We start from the raw sequence: 14,187 nt of genomic DNA, 5'->3' as shown, positions 1-14,187 counted from the left end.
ATCTACTCCAGAACACCTGACAACGCATATCCTAAAACATCATTACCACCTATTTCTGATAATGTAAAAAAAGTTGGGTTTTGTGCTAAAGCATCACCCATAACAGTGGCTGTTGGGCTTGACGCCATTCTACCAAAATAAGGATTCAACTGTCCATAACCAGATACACCTAAATGAAAGCTTTTTGCACCAGGAGCACCAAAGTTGTTAAATGGTCCACCTGAAGCAGGTGCTCCTAATTGTGTTGTAGGCGTTGCTGGTAATCTTGCTGGCCCTGCACCGTCAAAGAAAAATCTTGGTTCTTGTACTACAGTTCCATTAAATACCAAGCCTCCAATATTATCATTCATTAAAGGTTGGCTAAAATCTGTACCAAATTTAGACGCTAAAATATTCGGAAAAGAATTTTCTTGCGCTGCTGCAAACATTGCACCATCTGTATAACCTGCTGTAAATGAAGCTCCAATAGCTACATAACTAGAAAAGTCTAAACCATTTGTATTGAGTTCAACTACAGGTACAATTTCTGCTTCGATTTCATCTAAATCATTATTAACATCACAAGAAATAATGCCTAATGATAAAATAAATAAACCTATATATTTATAATTTTTCATAAAATACTTTAATTTTTATTAGTTATTAATTGTCCAAGCTAAATAATACTGAGAACCGATTGCTCCTACTCCAGGTGCACTTAAATATTCTTGTCCTGTTAAGTTAGCTCCTCCCAATTTAAATACAGATTTAATACTTGGTACTGCATAATTAATTTGAGCATCAATAACAGTTCTAGCGTCAATAGTTGCATCCATAAATGTAGACTCCCATAGATATTCATCTTGCCATCTTGCATTAATATTAAATCCGAAGTTTTCGAATAAATCTGCTTTACCAAACTGAATTTTCACTTTATGCTCTGGAGTATTGAAACCTGCTTCAAAATCTGGATCTGTAGCTTGATCAAAGTCGAATTTAGCATATGTATAGTTTAAGCCTAAGTTAAAACCATTGAATATTTTTGTATTAACACCAATTGATGCTCCATAAGAATTGATATCAGCAGCTGAGTTTGTATAGGTTTGAAAAACTGTAAAATCATCGCTTGCTAATGCTGCCAATGCCAAAGGAACTGGAGCACCTCCAGGACCAATAGGTGCTGTATCTGATAAATCAGTCTGTCCATAAAAAGGAACAATTACATTTTTATTTGCGATAAAATCTTCATAATTATTATAATATACACTTAAATCAATTGTTATTCTTTGATCTCCAGCATTTACCAAACCTCTATATCCTATTTCTGCAGCAGTTACTCTTTCTGGTCTTACTAAATCTACATTTACGGCTTCTGGTGCTGCTATTTGCCCAGCAGCAAAAGCAGTTACAGATGATGCTGAAAATGCATTTTCGTAAGCATCTCTACCAGAAACTGCAATAGTTGGTGACCCTGTAAAGTTCTGACCATTACCACTAACAATTAATGGTTGTGTTTGATATCTATCTAAATTATCTGGAGCAGAACCTACTAAGTATGCTCTACCTGCATTTAATCCAATATACTGATCTTGTGTGGTTGGGTTTCTAAAACCTGTTTGAAAAGACATTCTAAAATTTTGATTTTTATCTTCGCCAGCGGCATAAGCCAAAGATACTCTTGGTGAAAAATTACCATCAAAATTTTGCGCTTTATCATAACGAACAGAAGCTGTTAACTTTAAGCGATCGTCTTCTAAAAACTTCTTTTGCATTTGGGTATATATTCCAAATTCATCATAATTAATTGGGCCATCATAATCTGTAAAAATACTTCCATTAGAATTTAATGAATACAATCTGTAAGAACCACCTACTTGAAATTCTGCCCAATCTATATGATCTTGTAAATTATAATTTGCATCTGCATGATACAATTTTGTGTTATCTTGAAATTTTGATCCTGTAATTAAATCTGGATCAGCAGTAACTCTATCAAACGCCTCTTGAAATTCTGGTGAACCTGGTAAAAATCTTCCTGACTCCGCTGTTTGTCTTGCTACAGCATGAGCTTGATCTGAATTGGCACCAGCTAACGTACTTTGTAGATACGCACCAACATACTGCCCAAACCATGTATTATCATCTTTCCATGCTCTGTTAATATTAATTGCAGCGAAACGAGTATCATAAGAATTACCTGCATCTTCACTTGTTAAATATCCTCTTACAAAGAAATTTTTTCCTCTAAACTCTAATTTGTGTTGCTCCATAAAAAAGTCTTGAATATTATATCTATTCGTTCCTTGATAAATGGTATTACCAACCCCAAATTTAGAGTTCCATATTACTTCTAAACGATCATCACCAAAAGGACGATAGTTTAAAGAACCACCAAATTTTACACTTTTTGCTTCATAGTTCATCAAATCTCTTTCATCATAACCAGTTCTACTAATATTCTCACTTGGAATTAAAGCAGAAGCGCCATTTGGAATTATTCCTAAACCCTCTAAGGTTTCTGCAACACCTTTAATATTTGTAGAAACTTCATCTCCATATACATTTAAACCATCGTAGTTTCTATCAGAATTTCTATCTCCTGGAATATAATCACCATCTAAAGCAGTACCCTCTCTATTATTTCTGTAGTCGGTTGCAAACCATTCTGTACCATCTAAAAAAGCTACTGTTGCTTTCGCAGCAAACTTTTCTGAAAATGCATAAGCCATTCTTAAATTAACATCTGTATATAAATTGTTTCCAGCAGCTTGTTGGGTGGTAGCTCCTCCTTTAATTGAAACGCTAATTCCTTGATCTTCAAAAGGGTTTTTACTAGTCATAAACATAATACCGTTAAAAGCATTTGCTCCATATAGTGCAGAAGATGCTCCAGGTAATAATTCAACCGTTTTTACATCTAGTTCAGACATTCCTAATAAATTACCTAACGCAAAATTTAAGGCTGGTGAAGAGTTATCCATACCATCTACCAACTGCATAAAACGCGTATTTGCGAATGTAGCAAAACCACGAGTATTCACAGATTTAAATGTTAAACTGTTCGTATTAACATCTACTCCTTTTAAATTTTCTAAACCGTCATAAAAAGATGGTGAAGAAGTGTTTTTAATGGCTCTGGTATCCATTCTTTCAACAGTTACTGGAGACTCCATAATTCGTTCAGGAGTTCTTGATGCAGAAACTACAATTTCATCTAAAGAGGTTTCGTTTTCATTAAGTTTTACATCTATTTTTTGATTGTTTTTGGTAATTTCAATCATTGCTGTTTGAAATCCTAACATAGAAACCTCGATGGTAAAAGGTGGATTATCTGTAACTTTTAGTATAAAATTACCATCAAAATCTGTTGTTGTACCTACTGACTTTCCTGAAATTTTAATGTTTGCTCCAGGAAGCGTTTCTCCTGTATTTGCATCTTTAACTGTACCAGTAACAGTGGTTTGCCCAACCATTGCTATACTACTGAAAGCAACAAACGCAATTAATAAAATCTTTTTTATCATAATTTGAATTAATTTGTTAACGTTAGTGCAAAATACGACTTTTTTTGAATTTCTAAATAAATCATCTATTAATTTGTGATTATAATAAATTAACTAGAGCTAATTTATCATATAGATACCTTAAAAGTAAATGTTAATGTTCTTTTTAAAAAGCCTTTATTGTACCTTTGTAATATAAAATATTGGGTTGTTGAAAATAGTACATAACATTTCTGAATTTTCCTCTAATAATCAGACTTTTGTAACCATTGGCACCTTTGATGGGGTACATTATGGGCATCAAAAAATCATTGAAAAATTAGTTAAAGAAGCCAAAAAAGCAAATAAAAAATCTGTTTTGTTAACTTTTTTTCCACATCCTAGAATGGTATTGCAAAAAGATGCCTCTATAGAGTTGATAAATACCATCAATGAACGTGCATTTTTACTAGAAAAAACGGGCTTAGATTATTTAATTATTCATCCTTTTAGCAGAAAATTTTCTAGAACTACTGCTTTAGAGTTTGTTCGTGATATTTTGGTAAATCAATTTAATATTTCAAAATTAATTATTGGTTATGATCATCATTTTGGAAAAAACAGAGAAGGTAATATCACACAACTTACAGAATATAGCCATTTATACGGTTTTACTGTAGAAGAAATTCCTGCACAAGATATTGACGATGTTTCTGTAAGTTCTACCAAAATTAGACGTGCTTTACATGCTGGAAATCTAAAAACAGCTAACAACTATTTAGGGTATTATTATATGCTAAATGGAACAGTTGTAAATGGAAAAAAATTGGGTGGCAAAATTGGCTACCCAACAGCAAATATTGATGTTAAAGAATCGTACAAACTTATCCCAAAAACAGGGGTTTATGTGGTAAAATCAACCATCAATAAAAAAGAGATATTTGGCATGATGAACATTGGCAACAGACCAACAGTAAATGGAAATCACCAAACTATTGAAGTGCATTTTTTCGATGTTAATCTAAATTTATACAACCAAAATCTCACCATTGAACTGATTTATTTTTTACGTGATGAAGAAAAATTTGATACTTTAGAATTACTGATTCTTCAACTTAAAAAAGATGAACAAATTGCTAGAAATTACATTAAAAACAATAAGCTGCACTAGTTTTATAAAGCTTAAAAAAATAGAATAAAATTAGCTTTTAAGATGATTTTTTATTCGTGCATTCATCGCAATTAAATTATATATTTGCAGTCTTAAAATTTCTACAAAAATGTTACAAGTACAATTTATTAGAGAGCATAAAGAAACAGTTTTAAAAGGATTAGCAAAACGTAATTTTGCCAATGCAGATGCTATTATTCAAAACGTTTTAACTGTTGATGAAAACAGAAGAGCAACTCAAGTTGCCTTAGACAATACTTTGGCTGAATCTAATAAAATATCCAAAGAAATTGGAAACTTGTACAAAACTGGGCAAGTACAAAAAGCAAATGTTTTAAAAGAAAAAACAGGGCAGTTAAAAGAAAGTGGAAAAGAATTGTCAGAAAAATTAAATGGTTATTCTGATGAATTACAGGCTTTGTTATACCAAATTCCAAATGTTCCTCATGCCTCTGTAGTTGCAGGAACTTCTGAAGAAGATAATGAAGAGATTTTTAAAGAAGGTACCATTCCTGATTTAGGAGAAAATGCTTTACCTCATTGGGAGTTGGCTAAAAAATATGATATTATTGATTTTGAACTAGGCACAAAAATTACTGGTGCTGGTTTTCCTGTTTATAAAGGAAAAGGTGCTCGCTTACAACGTGCTTTAATCAACTATTTTTTAGATAAAAATACAGCTGCAGGCTACACAGAAGTTCAAGTACCCCATTTGGTAAATACAGAATCTGCAACTGCTACTGGGCAATTGCCAGATAAAGATGGGCAAATGTATCATGCTACAATTGACGATTTGTATTTAATACCAACAGCAGAAGTGCCAATTACCAATATGTTTCGTGGTAATTTAATACAAGAAACAGATTTTCCTATTACTTTAACTGGTTACACTCCTTGTTTTAGACGTGAGGCTGGTAGTTATGGTGCGCATGTGCGTGGTTTAAATAGATTGCATCAATTTGATAAAGTAGAAATTGTGCGTGTGGAGCATCCTGAAAATTCTTACAAGGCTTTAGACGGAATGGTAGAACACATAAAAAATATTTTAAGAGAACTTAAATTACCCTACAGAATTTTGCGTTTGTGTGGTGGTGATACTGGGTTTACATCAGCTTTAACCTTTGATTTTGAATTGTTTTCTACAGCCCAAAATAGATGGCTAGAAATTAGTTCTGCCTCTAACTTTGAAACCTTTCAAGCAAACAGATTAAAACTGCGTTTTAAAAATAAGGAAGGAAAAAGTGAATTAGCACACACGTTAAATGGTAGCTCATTGGCTTTACCTCGTGTTTTAGCTGGTATTTTAGAGAATTATCAAACAGAAAATGGAATTCAAGTTCCGGAAGTCTTGATTCCTTATACTGGATTTGATTTTATTGGTTGATAGATATTAGTTATGGGCTTTTAGTCAATCGTTTTAAACAAGAACCAAAAACCATCAACTAAAAACTAATTTGCTACAACAGCAACCAATAATCTTTTGTATTTATTCATCTCTAAAAGTGAGTTTAAATACGCACTAATTTGTCCGTTTTTCATAAACTCTATCGAGTTTTGCTTTGCGTTTTCGTACTTGTTAGTTAATTCTTTCATAATAGTGTTTTGATTGGTTATTTATCCTATAGACAACTTCCGTGCCAAAACGTTACAAAGATTTGCACGAATTAAGGTTGGTTTAATAAAATTTTAACGTTTATGTTAATTATCTTTGATTTTTATGAAGCAATTTATTCTCATCATATTACTAGGTTATACCACTATTTCTTTATGCCAAGAAAATAACAATCAAAATGATTTTTTCTTAGCAGAAAGTTATTTTAGACAAGGAGAATACGAAAAAGCAACTCAGATTTATAAAAAATTATATGATAAAAGCTCTTTTAATACCACTTATTTAAATCGATTAATTACCTGCTATCAACAAACAGATCAATTTTTAATTGCTGAAAATTTACTGTCAGAAAAAATCAAAAAAAATCCAACACAAAATTACCTCTATGTATTTTTAGGATATAATTTTGAAAAGCAACAACGTAAGGAACTTGCCAAAATTAATTACGATAAAGCTATAAATTCTTTAGATGTTTCTGCTGCGTATGGAGGAATTATAGGTAGACTTTTTAAAGATTATAACAAACTAGATTTAGCTATTTTAGCATACCAAAAAGCTATGCAGCAAAATGCAAATGCGAATTATAATTTTCAAATTGCACAGATTTATGGAGAAAAAGGCGATTTTAAGCAAATGTTTGAATACTACATTAATTTAATCGATAAAAACGGTAGTTATTTAAACTTAGTACAAAGATATGCTAGCAGATTTATTACAGATGATGCCGAAAATGAAACCAACATTTTATTCAGAAAAACCTTATTAAGAAAATCCATAAGCAAGCCCAAAGAAGAATGGAACATGTTGTTAAGTTGGCTATTTGCACAGCAAAAAAACTACAGTAAAGCTTTGATTCAAGAAAAGGCTTTGTACCAAAGAAATCCAACAGATTTATCTGAAATTTTTAGCTTAGGAAAACTTTCTTTTGATAATAAAGATTATGAAGCTGCCCAACAATGTTTTAGTTTTATTGATGAAAAATCGACCTCGAAACAAGAAAAAATCGAAGCCAATTTATACATCGCTAAAATTGCAGTGGCTACAAACAACAACGAAACAGCATCTATATTTCAAAACTTATTTAATGAATTTGGTAAAAATCAAGAGACCATTAATTTACAAATAGAATACGCAGATTATTTAACGTTTAGCAAAAGCGAACCCGAAAAAGCAACAGCTGTTTTAGAAGAAGCATTAACCTATTCATTATCAAAATTTAAAAAAGCCAGAATAAAATTAAAACTTGGAGATGTTTTAGTATTTAGAGGAAAATTTAACAAAGCTTTGATTTACTTTTCACAAATTCAAACACAGTTAAAAGGCTCTGAACTCGCACAAGAAGCCCGTTTTAAAGTGGCACAAACTAGCTACTTTAAAGGCGATTTTGATTGGGCAAAAGCACAACTAAAAGTTCTTAAAAGTTCTACAACACAACTAATTGCCAATGATGCTGTAGCTTTATTTTTAAAGATTACAGACAACGAACCTGTAGATTCTATACCCTCTGGTTTAAAGCAATTTGCCAAAGCTGAATTGTTAGCGTATCAAAATAAAGATGAAGAAGCCTTACAAGAGTTAGACGCTTTATTATCGCCTAAAAAACAAACAGAAACAACCTTATTCTCTGGTGCAAAACCAGGTGAAGTTATTTATGACGATGTGCTGTTTTTACAAGCAAAACTACTTACAAAACAACAAAAATATTTAGATGCAATTACAAGTTTAGAAAAAATTATTGCAGCAGATAATCAAGGTTTTTTAACAGATGATGTGTATTTTATGATGGCAGAACTCTATAATTTTAATATAAATGATGTGGAAAAAGCCAAAGAATACTATCAAAAAATTATCTTTGAGCATCCTTCTAGCATCTACTTAGTTGATGCTCGAAAAAAATTCCGAAAGTTAAGAGGAGATACCATTTAGTTTTTAGTTAATTTTCTTGATTTAAAGCTATCAAATAAATCAAAAAAAAAGAAAAATAACATAATTTAGAAGTTTAATTTAACAGATACTGAAACAAGTTCAGCATAATATGTACATATATAACGTAACTATAAATATTGATGATGCCGTTCATGAAGAATGGCTAACTTGGATGGAAACACACATTTTAGATGTATTAAATACAGGTAAATTTATTTCAGCAAAATTTACACAGGTTTTGGTTGATGAAGATATGGGTGGTAAAACCTATTCTGTTCAATATACAGCAAACTCTAAAGAAGATTTAGAAGACTATTATAAAAATGATGCTGAATCTTTAAGAATACAAAGTGCAAAAAAATTTGGCGATAAAATGCTAGCTTTTAGAACAGAATTAAAGTTGATAAAAGAGTTTTATCCTACAAATGTTAGCAATTAGTTAATTTAGGCTATGATTAAGTTTTTTAGAAAAATTCGAAAAAGACTCTTAAAAGAAAATAAATTTAAAAACTATTTCTTTTATGCTTTAGGAGAAATTATATTGGTAGTTATTGGTATTTTAATTGCATTACAAATCAATAATATAAATGAAAACAGCAAAAAAGATGAAGTAAGAAAAACCTATTATCATCAAATTCTGCAAGATTTAAGCAAAGATTATCAATATTTAAAAACAGAAATAAAAAATTTAAACATCAATATTGAGCTATACAAAACGTATAGAACAAATTTTGCCCAACAAAAAAATTTAAAAGCACTCGTTCTTAGTCAGCTTAAGCTAAATTACTATTATCCTTATCTAAAATTTAATACCAACACCATTGAAACCCTGCAATCTACAGGAGATATTAAATTAATGCCAGAAAAAATTAGAAATAAATTAATAGATTTAAAGAACGAACAAAATGTTTTTATAAGCATTACCTCTGGTAATTACGATAATTTTGCAAAAGGGCTAATAGAAGCTACAAAATTAGGCTTTACACCCAATGTAATTTTAGCTAAAAATGATAAAAAAAACGAGCAGAAAGATATTTTTAATAATTTAAATGTTGAGGCTAATTTAGATGAAATTGCTTTAATTGTAAACGCTGCATATGGTTTAAAAAACATTACAGAAATTGATCAATCAAGAGGTTTTGAAGCCATGTTAAAAGAAATTGATGTTTTATTTAACTTGATAAATAGCAAACTTGAAAACCCTTATTCTTCAATTGATAGCGTAATTGATAAAAAAATAAAGTTAGAGAAACTGATAAAAGAGGGTAAATCTTTAGACGAAGTTATTGAAATTGTAAAAAATGAAGATCTTAACAATTCAACATATACTATTTCAGAAAATTATATTAACTCTTTAGGTTATGCATTTCTTAATATAAACCAAACAGAAAAAGCATTAAAAGTGTTTAAACTAAACATAGAATTGTACCCAAAAGCTTGGAACACATATGATAGCTATGGAGAAGGTTTGTTAAAAATAGGAGATACTTTAAATGCCGTAAAAGCATATAAAAAATCGTTAGAATTGAATCCAAAAAATGAGGTGGCTCAAAAAATAATTTTAAAATTAAAATAATAAAATGAGTGTTAAAGCAAAAAAACATTTAGGTCAGCATTTTTTGACTGATGAAAGTATTGCGAAAAATATTGCTGATGCTTTAACCGAAAATGGTTATGGAAATATTTTAGAAATAGGACCAGGAATGGGCGTTTTAACCAAATACCTATTACAAAAAAAACCAAAAGTTACTGTTTTTGAAATTGATACTGAATCCGTTACATACCTCAAAGAAGTTTTTCCTGTAGAACAAATTCAAGTAAACACATCCAAAGGAAAATTTGAAATTATTGAGGGCGATTTTTTAAAAAGTAATCTCAAACAAATTTTCAATCAACAACAAGTGGCCATTATTGGTAATTTTCCATATAATATTTCTTCTCAAATTGTTTTTAAAGCAATAGAAAACAGAGATCTTGTGCCAGAATTTGCTGGAATGTTTCAAAAAGAAGTTGCTTTAAGAATTGCAGAAAAAGAGGGCAGCAAAGTATACGGAATTTTATCGGTCTTAACCCAAGCTTTTTTTGATGTTGAGTATTTGTTCACAGTACCACCAACTGTATTTAATCCGCCACCAAAAGTAGATTCTGGTGTAATTCGGTTCATCAGAAAAAAAGATTACTCTTTACCTGTAGATGAAAAATTGTTTTTTCGTGTAGTAAAAACCGCCTTTAATCAACGCAGAAAAATGTTACGTTCTAGCTTAAAGTCCTTCAATCTTTCGGATTCTTTAAAAGAAGACCCTATCTTTGCGAAAAGACCTGAACAATTATCGGTTCTGGAATTTATTTCACTCACCAAAAAACTCTCAGAAAATGACTTTTGAAATTACAGATGATTTTTTAGAAAAACTTAGTGAACTCATAGAAGCCAACAACGAAGTAGCCATTACTAAATTGTTTAAAGAAGTTCACTATGCAGATATTGCTGAGGTTTTAGATGAGGTAAATTTTGATGAAGCCATTTACATTATTAAACTTTTAGATAGCGAAAAAACATCAGAAATTCTTACGGAGTTAGAAGATGATATTCGCGAAAAAATTCTTGAAAACTTATCAGCTCAAGAAATTGCAGATGAAATTGGCGAAATGGATAGTGATGATGCTGCAGATATTATTGGAGAACTATCTGATGAACGCCAAGCAAATGTAATTAATGCTTTAGAAGACGATGAATTAGCAGCAGATATCAAAGAACTATTGTCTTATGATGATAATACTGCTGGTGCATTAATGGCAAAAGAATTGGTAAAAGTATATGAAACTTGGACAGTTGCAGGTTGCATGCGTAGAATTAGAGGGCAAGCCAAAGATGTTACAAGAGTACACTCCATTTATGTTGTAGATAAAGAAGATAAATTAGTAGGTAGATTGTCTTTAAAAGATTTAATTATTGCAAAATCTGAACATCAAATAGCAGACATTTTAAAAACTAAGGTTGATGCTGTAAATGTAAACGAAGATGATGAAGAAGTCGCAAAAATTATGGCAAAATACGATTTAGAAGCCATACCTGTTGTAGATGACAATAATGTATTATTGGGTAGAATTACTATTGATGATATTGTTGATGTATTGAAAGATGAAGCTGAAAGAGATTATCAATTAGCTGCTGGTTTAACAGAAGATGTAGATTCTGATGACAGTATTTTACAACTCACAAGAGCTCGCTTGCCTTGGTTGTTTTTAGGCTTAATTGGTGGTGTTGGTGCTTTTTTAATTATGGAAGGTTTTCAAGGGGTTTTTGCAAAATATGCAGCATTATTTTTCTTTACGCCACTAATTGCAGCAATGGCTGGTAATGTTGGTGTACAGTCTTCTGCAATTATTGTACAAGGTTTAGCAAATGACGACGTTAAAGGAAGTATAAACAGTAGGTTGATAAAAGAAATGCTTTTAGCTGCTTTAAATGGTATTATTTTAGCACTGTTTTTATTCTTATTTGTGTGGGCTTACGAAGGTAAAGTAAATACAGCGTTGGCAATTTCATCATCGCTAGTTGTAGTTATTATTGTTGCAGGTTTAATTGGTACATTTGTGCCTTTATTTTTAAATAAAAGAGGTATTGATCCTGCCATTGCAACAGGTCCATTTATAACCACATCTAATGATATTTTCGGAATTTTAATCTACTTTTTAATTGCTAAAATGATTTTAGGAATCTAAATGCATTTTGTTTCAGCAAATGTATTACTGCAATTAACTTCTATTAAACACATAAAAAAAAGTAGACACTTTATGCCTACCTTGTTATCAATTCTTTTTCTTTAGATGTTTATTATTGGGGTTATTGATAATCTTCAATAATCTCATCCATATTTTTTATTTCTTCATTAAACTCCTCAATTGCATGTTCATGAATTTTCATGTATTGCGTTACAGTTTCGTCTAATTCTTTTCTTAAATCGTCAAACTTTTCAAAAACCTCTTCTAAATTTTCTTTCATTTCGTCATCAGAGGCATCTTTATCTGAAATTAGCTTTAAATATTCTTTCTGAATAGCTGCAACATCTTCCATAACTTCCTCAGTTTGTAGCCAATCTGGAATTGTAGTTCTTAAGTTAGCCATTCTGTAATTTAAATCTTCAAGTCTTACTTTTGTGGTGTCAACATTCGTATTTCTTAAATTTTGTAATTCATAATTTACTACTGTAAAATCTGTCCAATCTTTAAAACCTACAACTCCATTTATATCTAAATCATATACAATAGGTGTGGTTCTGTCTTTCATTGTATAACTGCGTGTTTTTACTACATTTTCATTTATATTTTCATCCTTTGCTTCAATATCAGTATTATCTTGTTCTTTCTCTACTGCATCTGCAATTCCTTCTTTTACTTTTATATTTGTTTTCTTTTTTATATTGTTACAAGACAGTAAGGTCAAAGTTGATAGTGCTAATAAAATTACAATCGTCTTTATAGCATTTAAATTTATAGTTTTCATAATATTTCTATTTTAAGTTCAACTCTAAGTTAAAAAACTAATAAAGTGTTACTTAACGCATATCATGTAGATCTTTGCTCTATAGTAAAAAAGGATAATTTCAAGTGTTAGGTTTAGCTTTATTTTCTACCAAAATCAGCAGGTATTTCTCCCCAAGCTTTGGTTTCCCATTTTAAAATGGGGTTTTTAAAGGAATTATTTTTTAGCCAAGTTTCTGCCCTTTTAACAAGGTCTTGCAAGTCTTTATTTGAGGAATCAAAAGTAATATTTGTTTTGCATCTTTTTTGACGAATCCAACTCATGGCAATTTTAGAATCAGAATAAATAGGAATATTTTCTTTGTTTTTACTTTTTAAAAGCGCAATTCCGTGTACTAAAGCTAAAAACTCACCAATATTATTGGTACCTTTTGGGTAAGGTCCTTTTCTGAAAATTTCTTTTTTGTTGTGTGTAAAAACACCTCTATATTCTAGTTGCCCAGGATTTCCAGCACAAGCAGCATCTACAGCAATGCTTTCTAATATTGGTTTTCCATATTTGGCTTTATCAGAACTTGATAATACCGGTTGTTTTGTGTTTTTACCTTTGTAATCTTTATACAATTTTGTTGATGCAATTTCTGCTTCGTCTAAACTAGTAAAAGACTTATATTCTGCACCTTCAAAACCATCAACTTGACGTTTACAAGCATTCCAAGAAGTGAAAACACCTGTTTTTCTCCCTTTCCAAACTACGTAAAACTTTTTTTTAGGCATTTTTAGATAAAATAACTTCTTCAATAACTTTAGGAAAGTATTGCTGCTCTAAATTATGAATTTTATCAGCAATAGTTTGAGGTGTATCATCATTATTTAGGGTTGTTTTTGCCTGAAAAATGATAGCACCTTCATCATAATTTTCATTTACATAATGAATTGTGATACCTGTTTCTGATTCTTTATTTGCAGCAACCGCTTTATGAACATGCATCCCATACATTCCTTTTCCACCATATTTTGGCAATAATGCTGGGTGAATATTAATAATTTTATCAGGAAAAGCTTCAATAATTTTAATAGGTATTTTCCATAAAAAACCTGCCAAAATTATAAAATCTGCTTCTTTTTTTAGGATATTAAGTACAACATCCGAAGCAACAAAATCTACTTTATTAAACAATAAAGCACTAATATTTAACCTTTTACATCGATCAAAAACCTTGGCACGTTCATTGTTACACAATACTTTAGTAACCTTAGCGGTTTTAGTATGATTAAAAAAATTTATAATGTTTTCTGCGTTCGATCCAGAACCAGAAGCAAAAACAACAATACGCTTCATAACTACATTTCTAAGCTACAAAAAAAAGAATAAATATTAACAAATTGATGATTTTTGAAGGGAGATTAATTTTTTTTATTTACTTTTAGTAATCATTTTTTGGACAAAAATTAGTTATAATTATAAAGATTCGTATTTTTGCGCCGATTAAAATTTTAAAAAACACAAAATTATGTCAGACATTGCATCAAGA

At 30.5% G+C, this 14,187-nt stretch carries 13 protein-coding genes; 7 read left to right on the top strand and 6 right to left on the bottom strand.

Annotated elements, in window-relative coordinates:
• Positions 1-2: 2 nt before the first annotated feature.
• Positions 3-617, bottom strand: a complete 615-nt coding sequence (locus ACTG3V_RS06745; RefSeq protein ID WP_439131385.1) for a hypothetical protein — start codon at positions 615-617, stop codon at positions 3-5.
• An 18-nt stretch (positions 618-635) separates the two neighbouring features.
• A complete protein-coding gene (locus tag ACTG3V_RS06740) occupies positions 636-3,503 on the bottom strand; it encodes a TonB-dependent receptor (protein WP_439131384.1) in 2,868 nt (955 codons plus the stop codon).
• 190 nt (positions 3,504-3,693) lie between these two features.
• On the opposite strand from ACTG3V_RS06740, the gene ACTG3V_RS06735 reads away from it, so the two are divergent.
• Both ACTG3V_RS06735 and serS read left to right on the top strand, forming a co-directional pair.
• Positions 3,694-4,632: a bifunctional riboflavin kinase/FAD synthetase gene (locus ACTG3V_RS06735; protein WP_439131383.1), complete on the top strand. Its 939-nt coding sequence runs from the start codon at positions 3,694-3,696 to the stop codon at positions 4,630-4,632.
• A 109-nt stretch (positions 4,633-4,741) separates the two neighbouring features.
• Entirely contained in the window at positions 4,742-6,016 is a 1,275-nt protein-coding gene (gene serS, locus ACTG3V_RS06730; RefSeq protein WP_439131382.1) for a serine--tRNA ligase, read from the top strand.
• A 65-nt stretch (positions 6,017-6,081) separates the two neighbouring features.
• Here serS and ACTG3V_RS06725 read toward each other — a convergent pair whose 3' ends face one another.
• Entirely contained in the window at positions 6,082-6,225 is a 144-nt protein-coding gene (locus tag ACTG3V_RS06725) for a hypothetical protein (RefSeq protein ID WP_439131381.1), read from the bottom strand.
• 124 nt (positions 6,226-6,349) lie between these two features.
• Between ACTG3V_RS06725 and ACTG3V_RS06720 the strand changes: the two genes are divergently transcribed.
• From ACTG3V_RS06720 to mgtE, 5 genes are all read left to right on the top strand, one after another.
• Complete coding sequence (locus ACTG3V_RS06720; RefSeq protein WP_439131380.1) at positions 6,350-8,170, top strand: tetratricopeptide repeat protein; 1,821 nt, start codon at positions 6,350-6,352, stop codon at positions 8,168-8,170.
• A 109-nt stretch (positions 8,171-8,279) separates the two neighbouring features.
• A complete protein-coding gene (locus ACTG3V_RS06715; RefSeq protein WP_439131379.1) occupies positions 8,280-8,609 on the top strand; it encodes a DUF4286 family protein in 330 nt (109 codons plus the stop codon).
• A gap of 12 nt (positions 8,610-8,621) precedes the next feature.
• On the top strand, positions 8,622-9,746 hold the full coding sequence (locus ACTG3V_RS06710) for a tetratricopeptide repeat protein (RefSeq protein ID WP_439131378.1): 1,125 nt from the start codon (positions 8,622-8,624) through the stop codon (positions 9,744-9,746).
• 4 nt (positions 9,747-9,750) lie between these two features.
• The gene (gene rsmA, locus ACTG3V_RS06705) at positions 9,751-10,554 is read left to right on the top strand and encodes a 16S rRNA (adenine(1518)-N(6)/adenine(1519)-N(6))-dimethyltransferase RsmA (protein WP_439131377.1); all 804 of its coding nucleotides are present in this window, start codon (positions 9,751-9,753) and stop codon (positions 10,552-10,554) included.
• Positions 10,544-11,893, top strand: a complete 1,350-nt coding sequence (mgtE, locus tag ACTG3V_RS06700) for a magnesium transporter (RefSeq protein ID WP_439131376.1) — start codon at positions 10,544-10,546, stop codon at positions 11,891-11,893. The genes rsmA and mgtE overlap by 11 nt, the downstream gene beginning before the upstream one ends.
• 121 nt (positions 11,894-12,014) lie before the next feature.
• On the opposite strand, the gene ACTG3V_RS06695 is transcribed toward mgtE, so the two are convergent.
• The 3 genes from ACTG3V_RS06695 to purN form a co-directional block, all read right to left on the bottom strand.
• Positions 12,015-12,674 carry a hypothetical protein gene (locus ACTG3V_RS06695; RefSeq protein WP_439131375.1) on the bottom strand — a complete coding sequence of 220 codons (660 nt, stop codon included), beginning with the start codon at positions 12,672-12,674 and terminating at the stop codon, positions 12,015-12,017.
• Positions 12,675-12,793: 119 nt separating this feature from the next.
• Positions 12,794-13,429: a ribonuclease H1 domain-containing protein gene (locus tag ACTG3V_RS06690; protein ID WP_439131374.1), complete on the bottom strand. Its 636-nt coding sequence runs from the start codon at positions 13,427-13,429 to the stop codon at positions 12,794-12,796.
• Positions 13,422-13,994 carry a phosphoribosylglycinamide formyltransferase gene (purN, locus tag ACTG3V_RS06685; RefSeq protein ID WP_439131373.1) on the bottom strand — a complete coding sequence of 191 codons (573 nt, stop codon included), beginning with the start codon at positions 13,992-13,994 and terminating at the stop codon, positions 13,422-13,424. Before purN ends, ACTG3V_RS06690 begins: the two co-directional genes overlap by 8 nt.
• Between the last annotated feature and the right edge of the window lie 193 nt (positions 13,995-14,187).

The organism is Polaribacter sp., from assembly GCF_965660385.1.
Lineage (GTDB): Bacteria > Bacteroidota > Bacteroidia > Flavobacteriales > Flavobacteriaceae > Polaribacter.
Note: the sequence above shows the minus strand (reverse complement) of the source record. Positions and strands in the feature narration are given on the sequence as shown.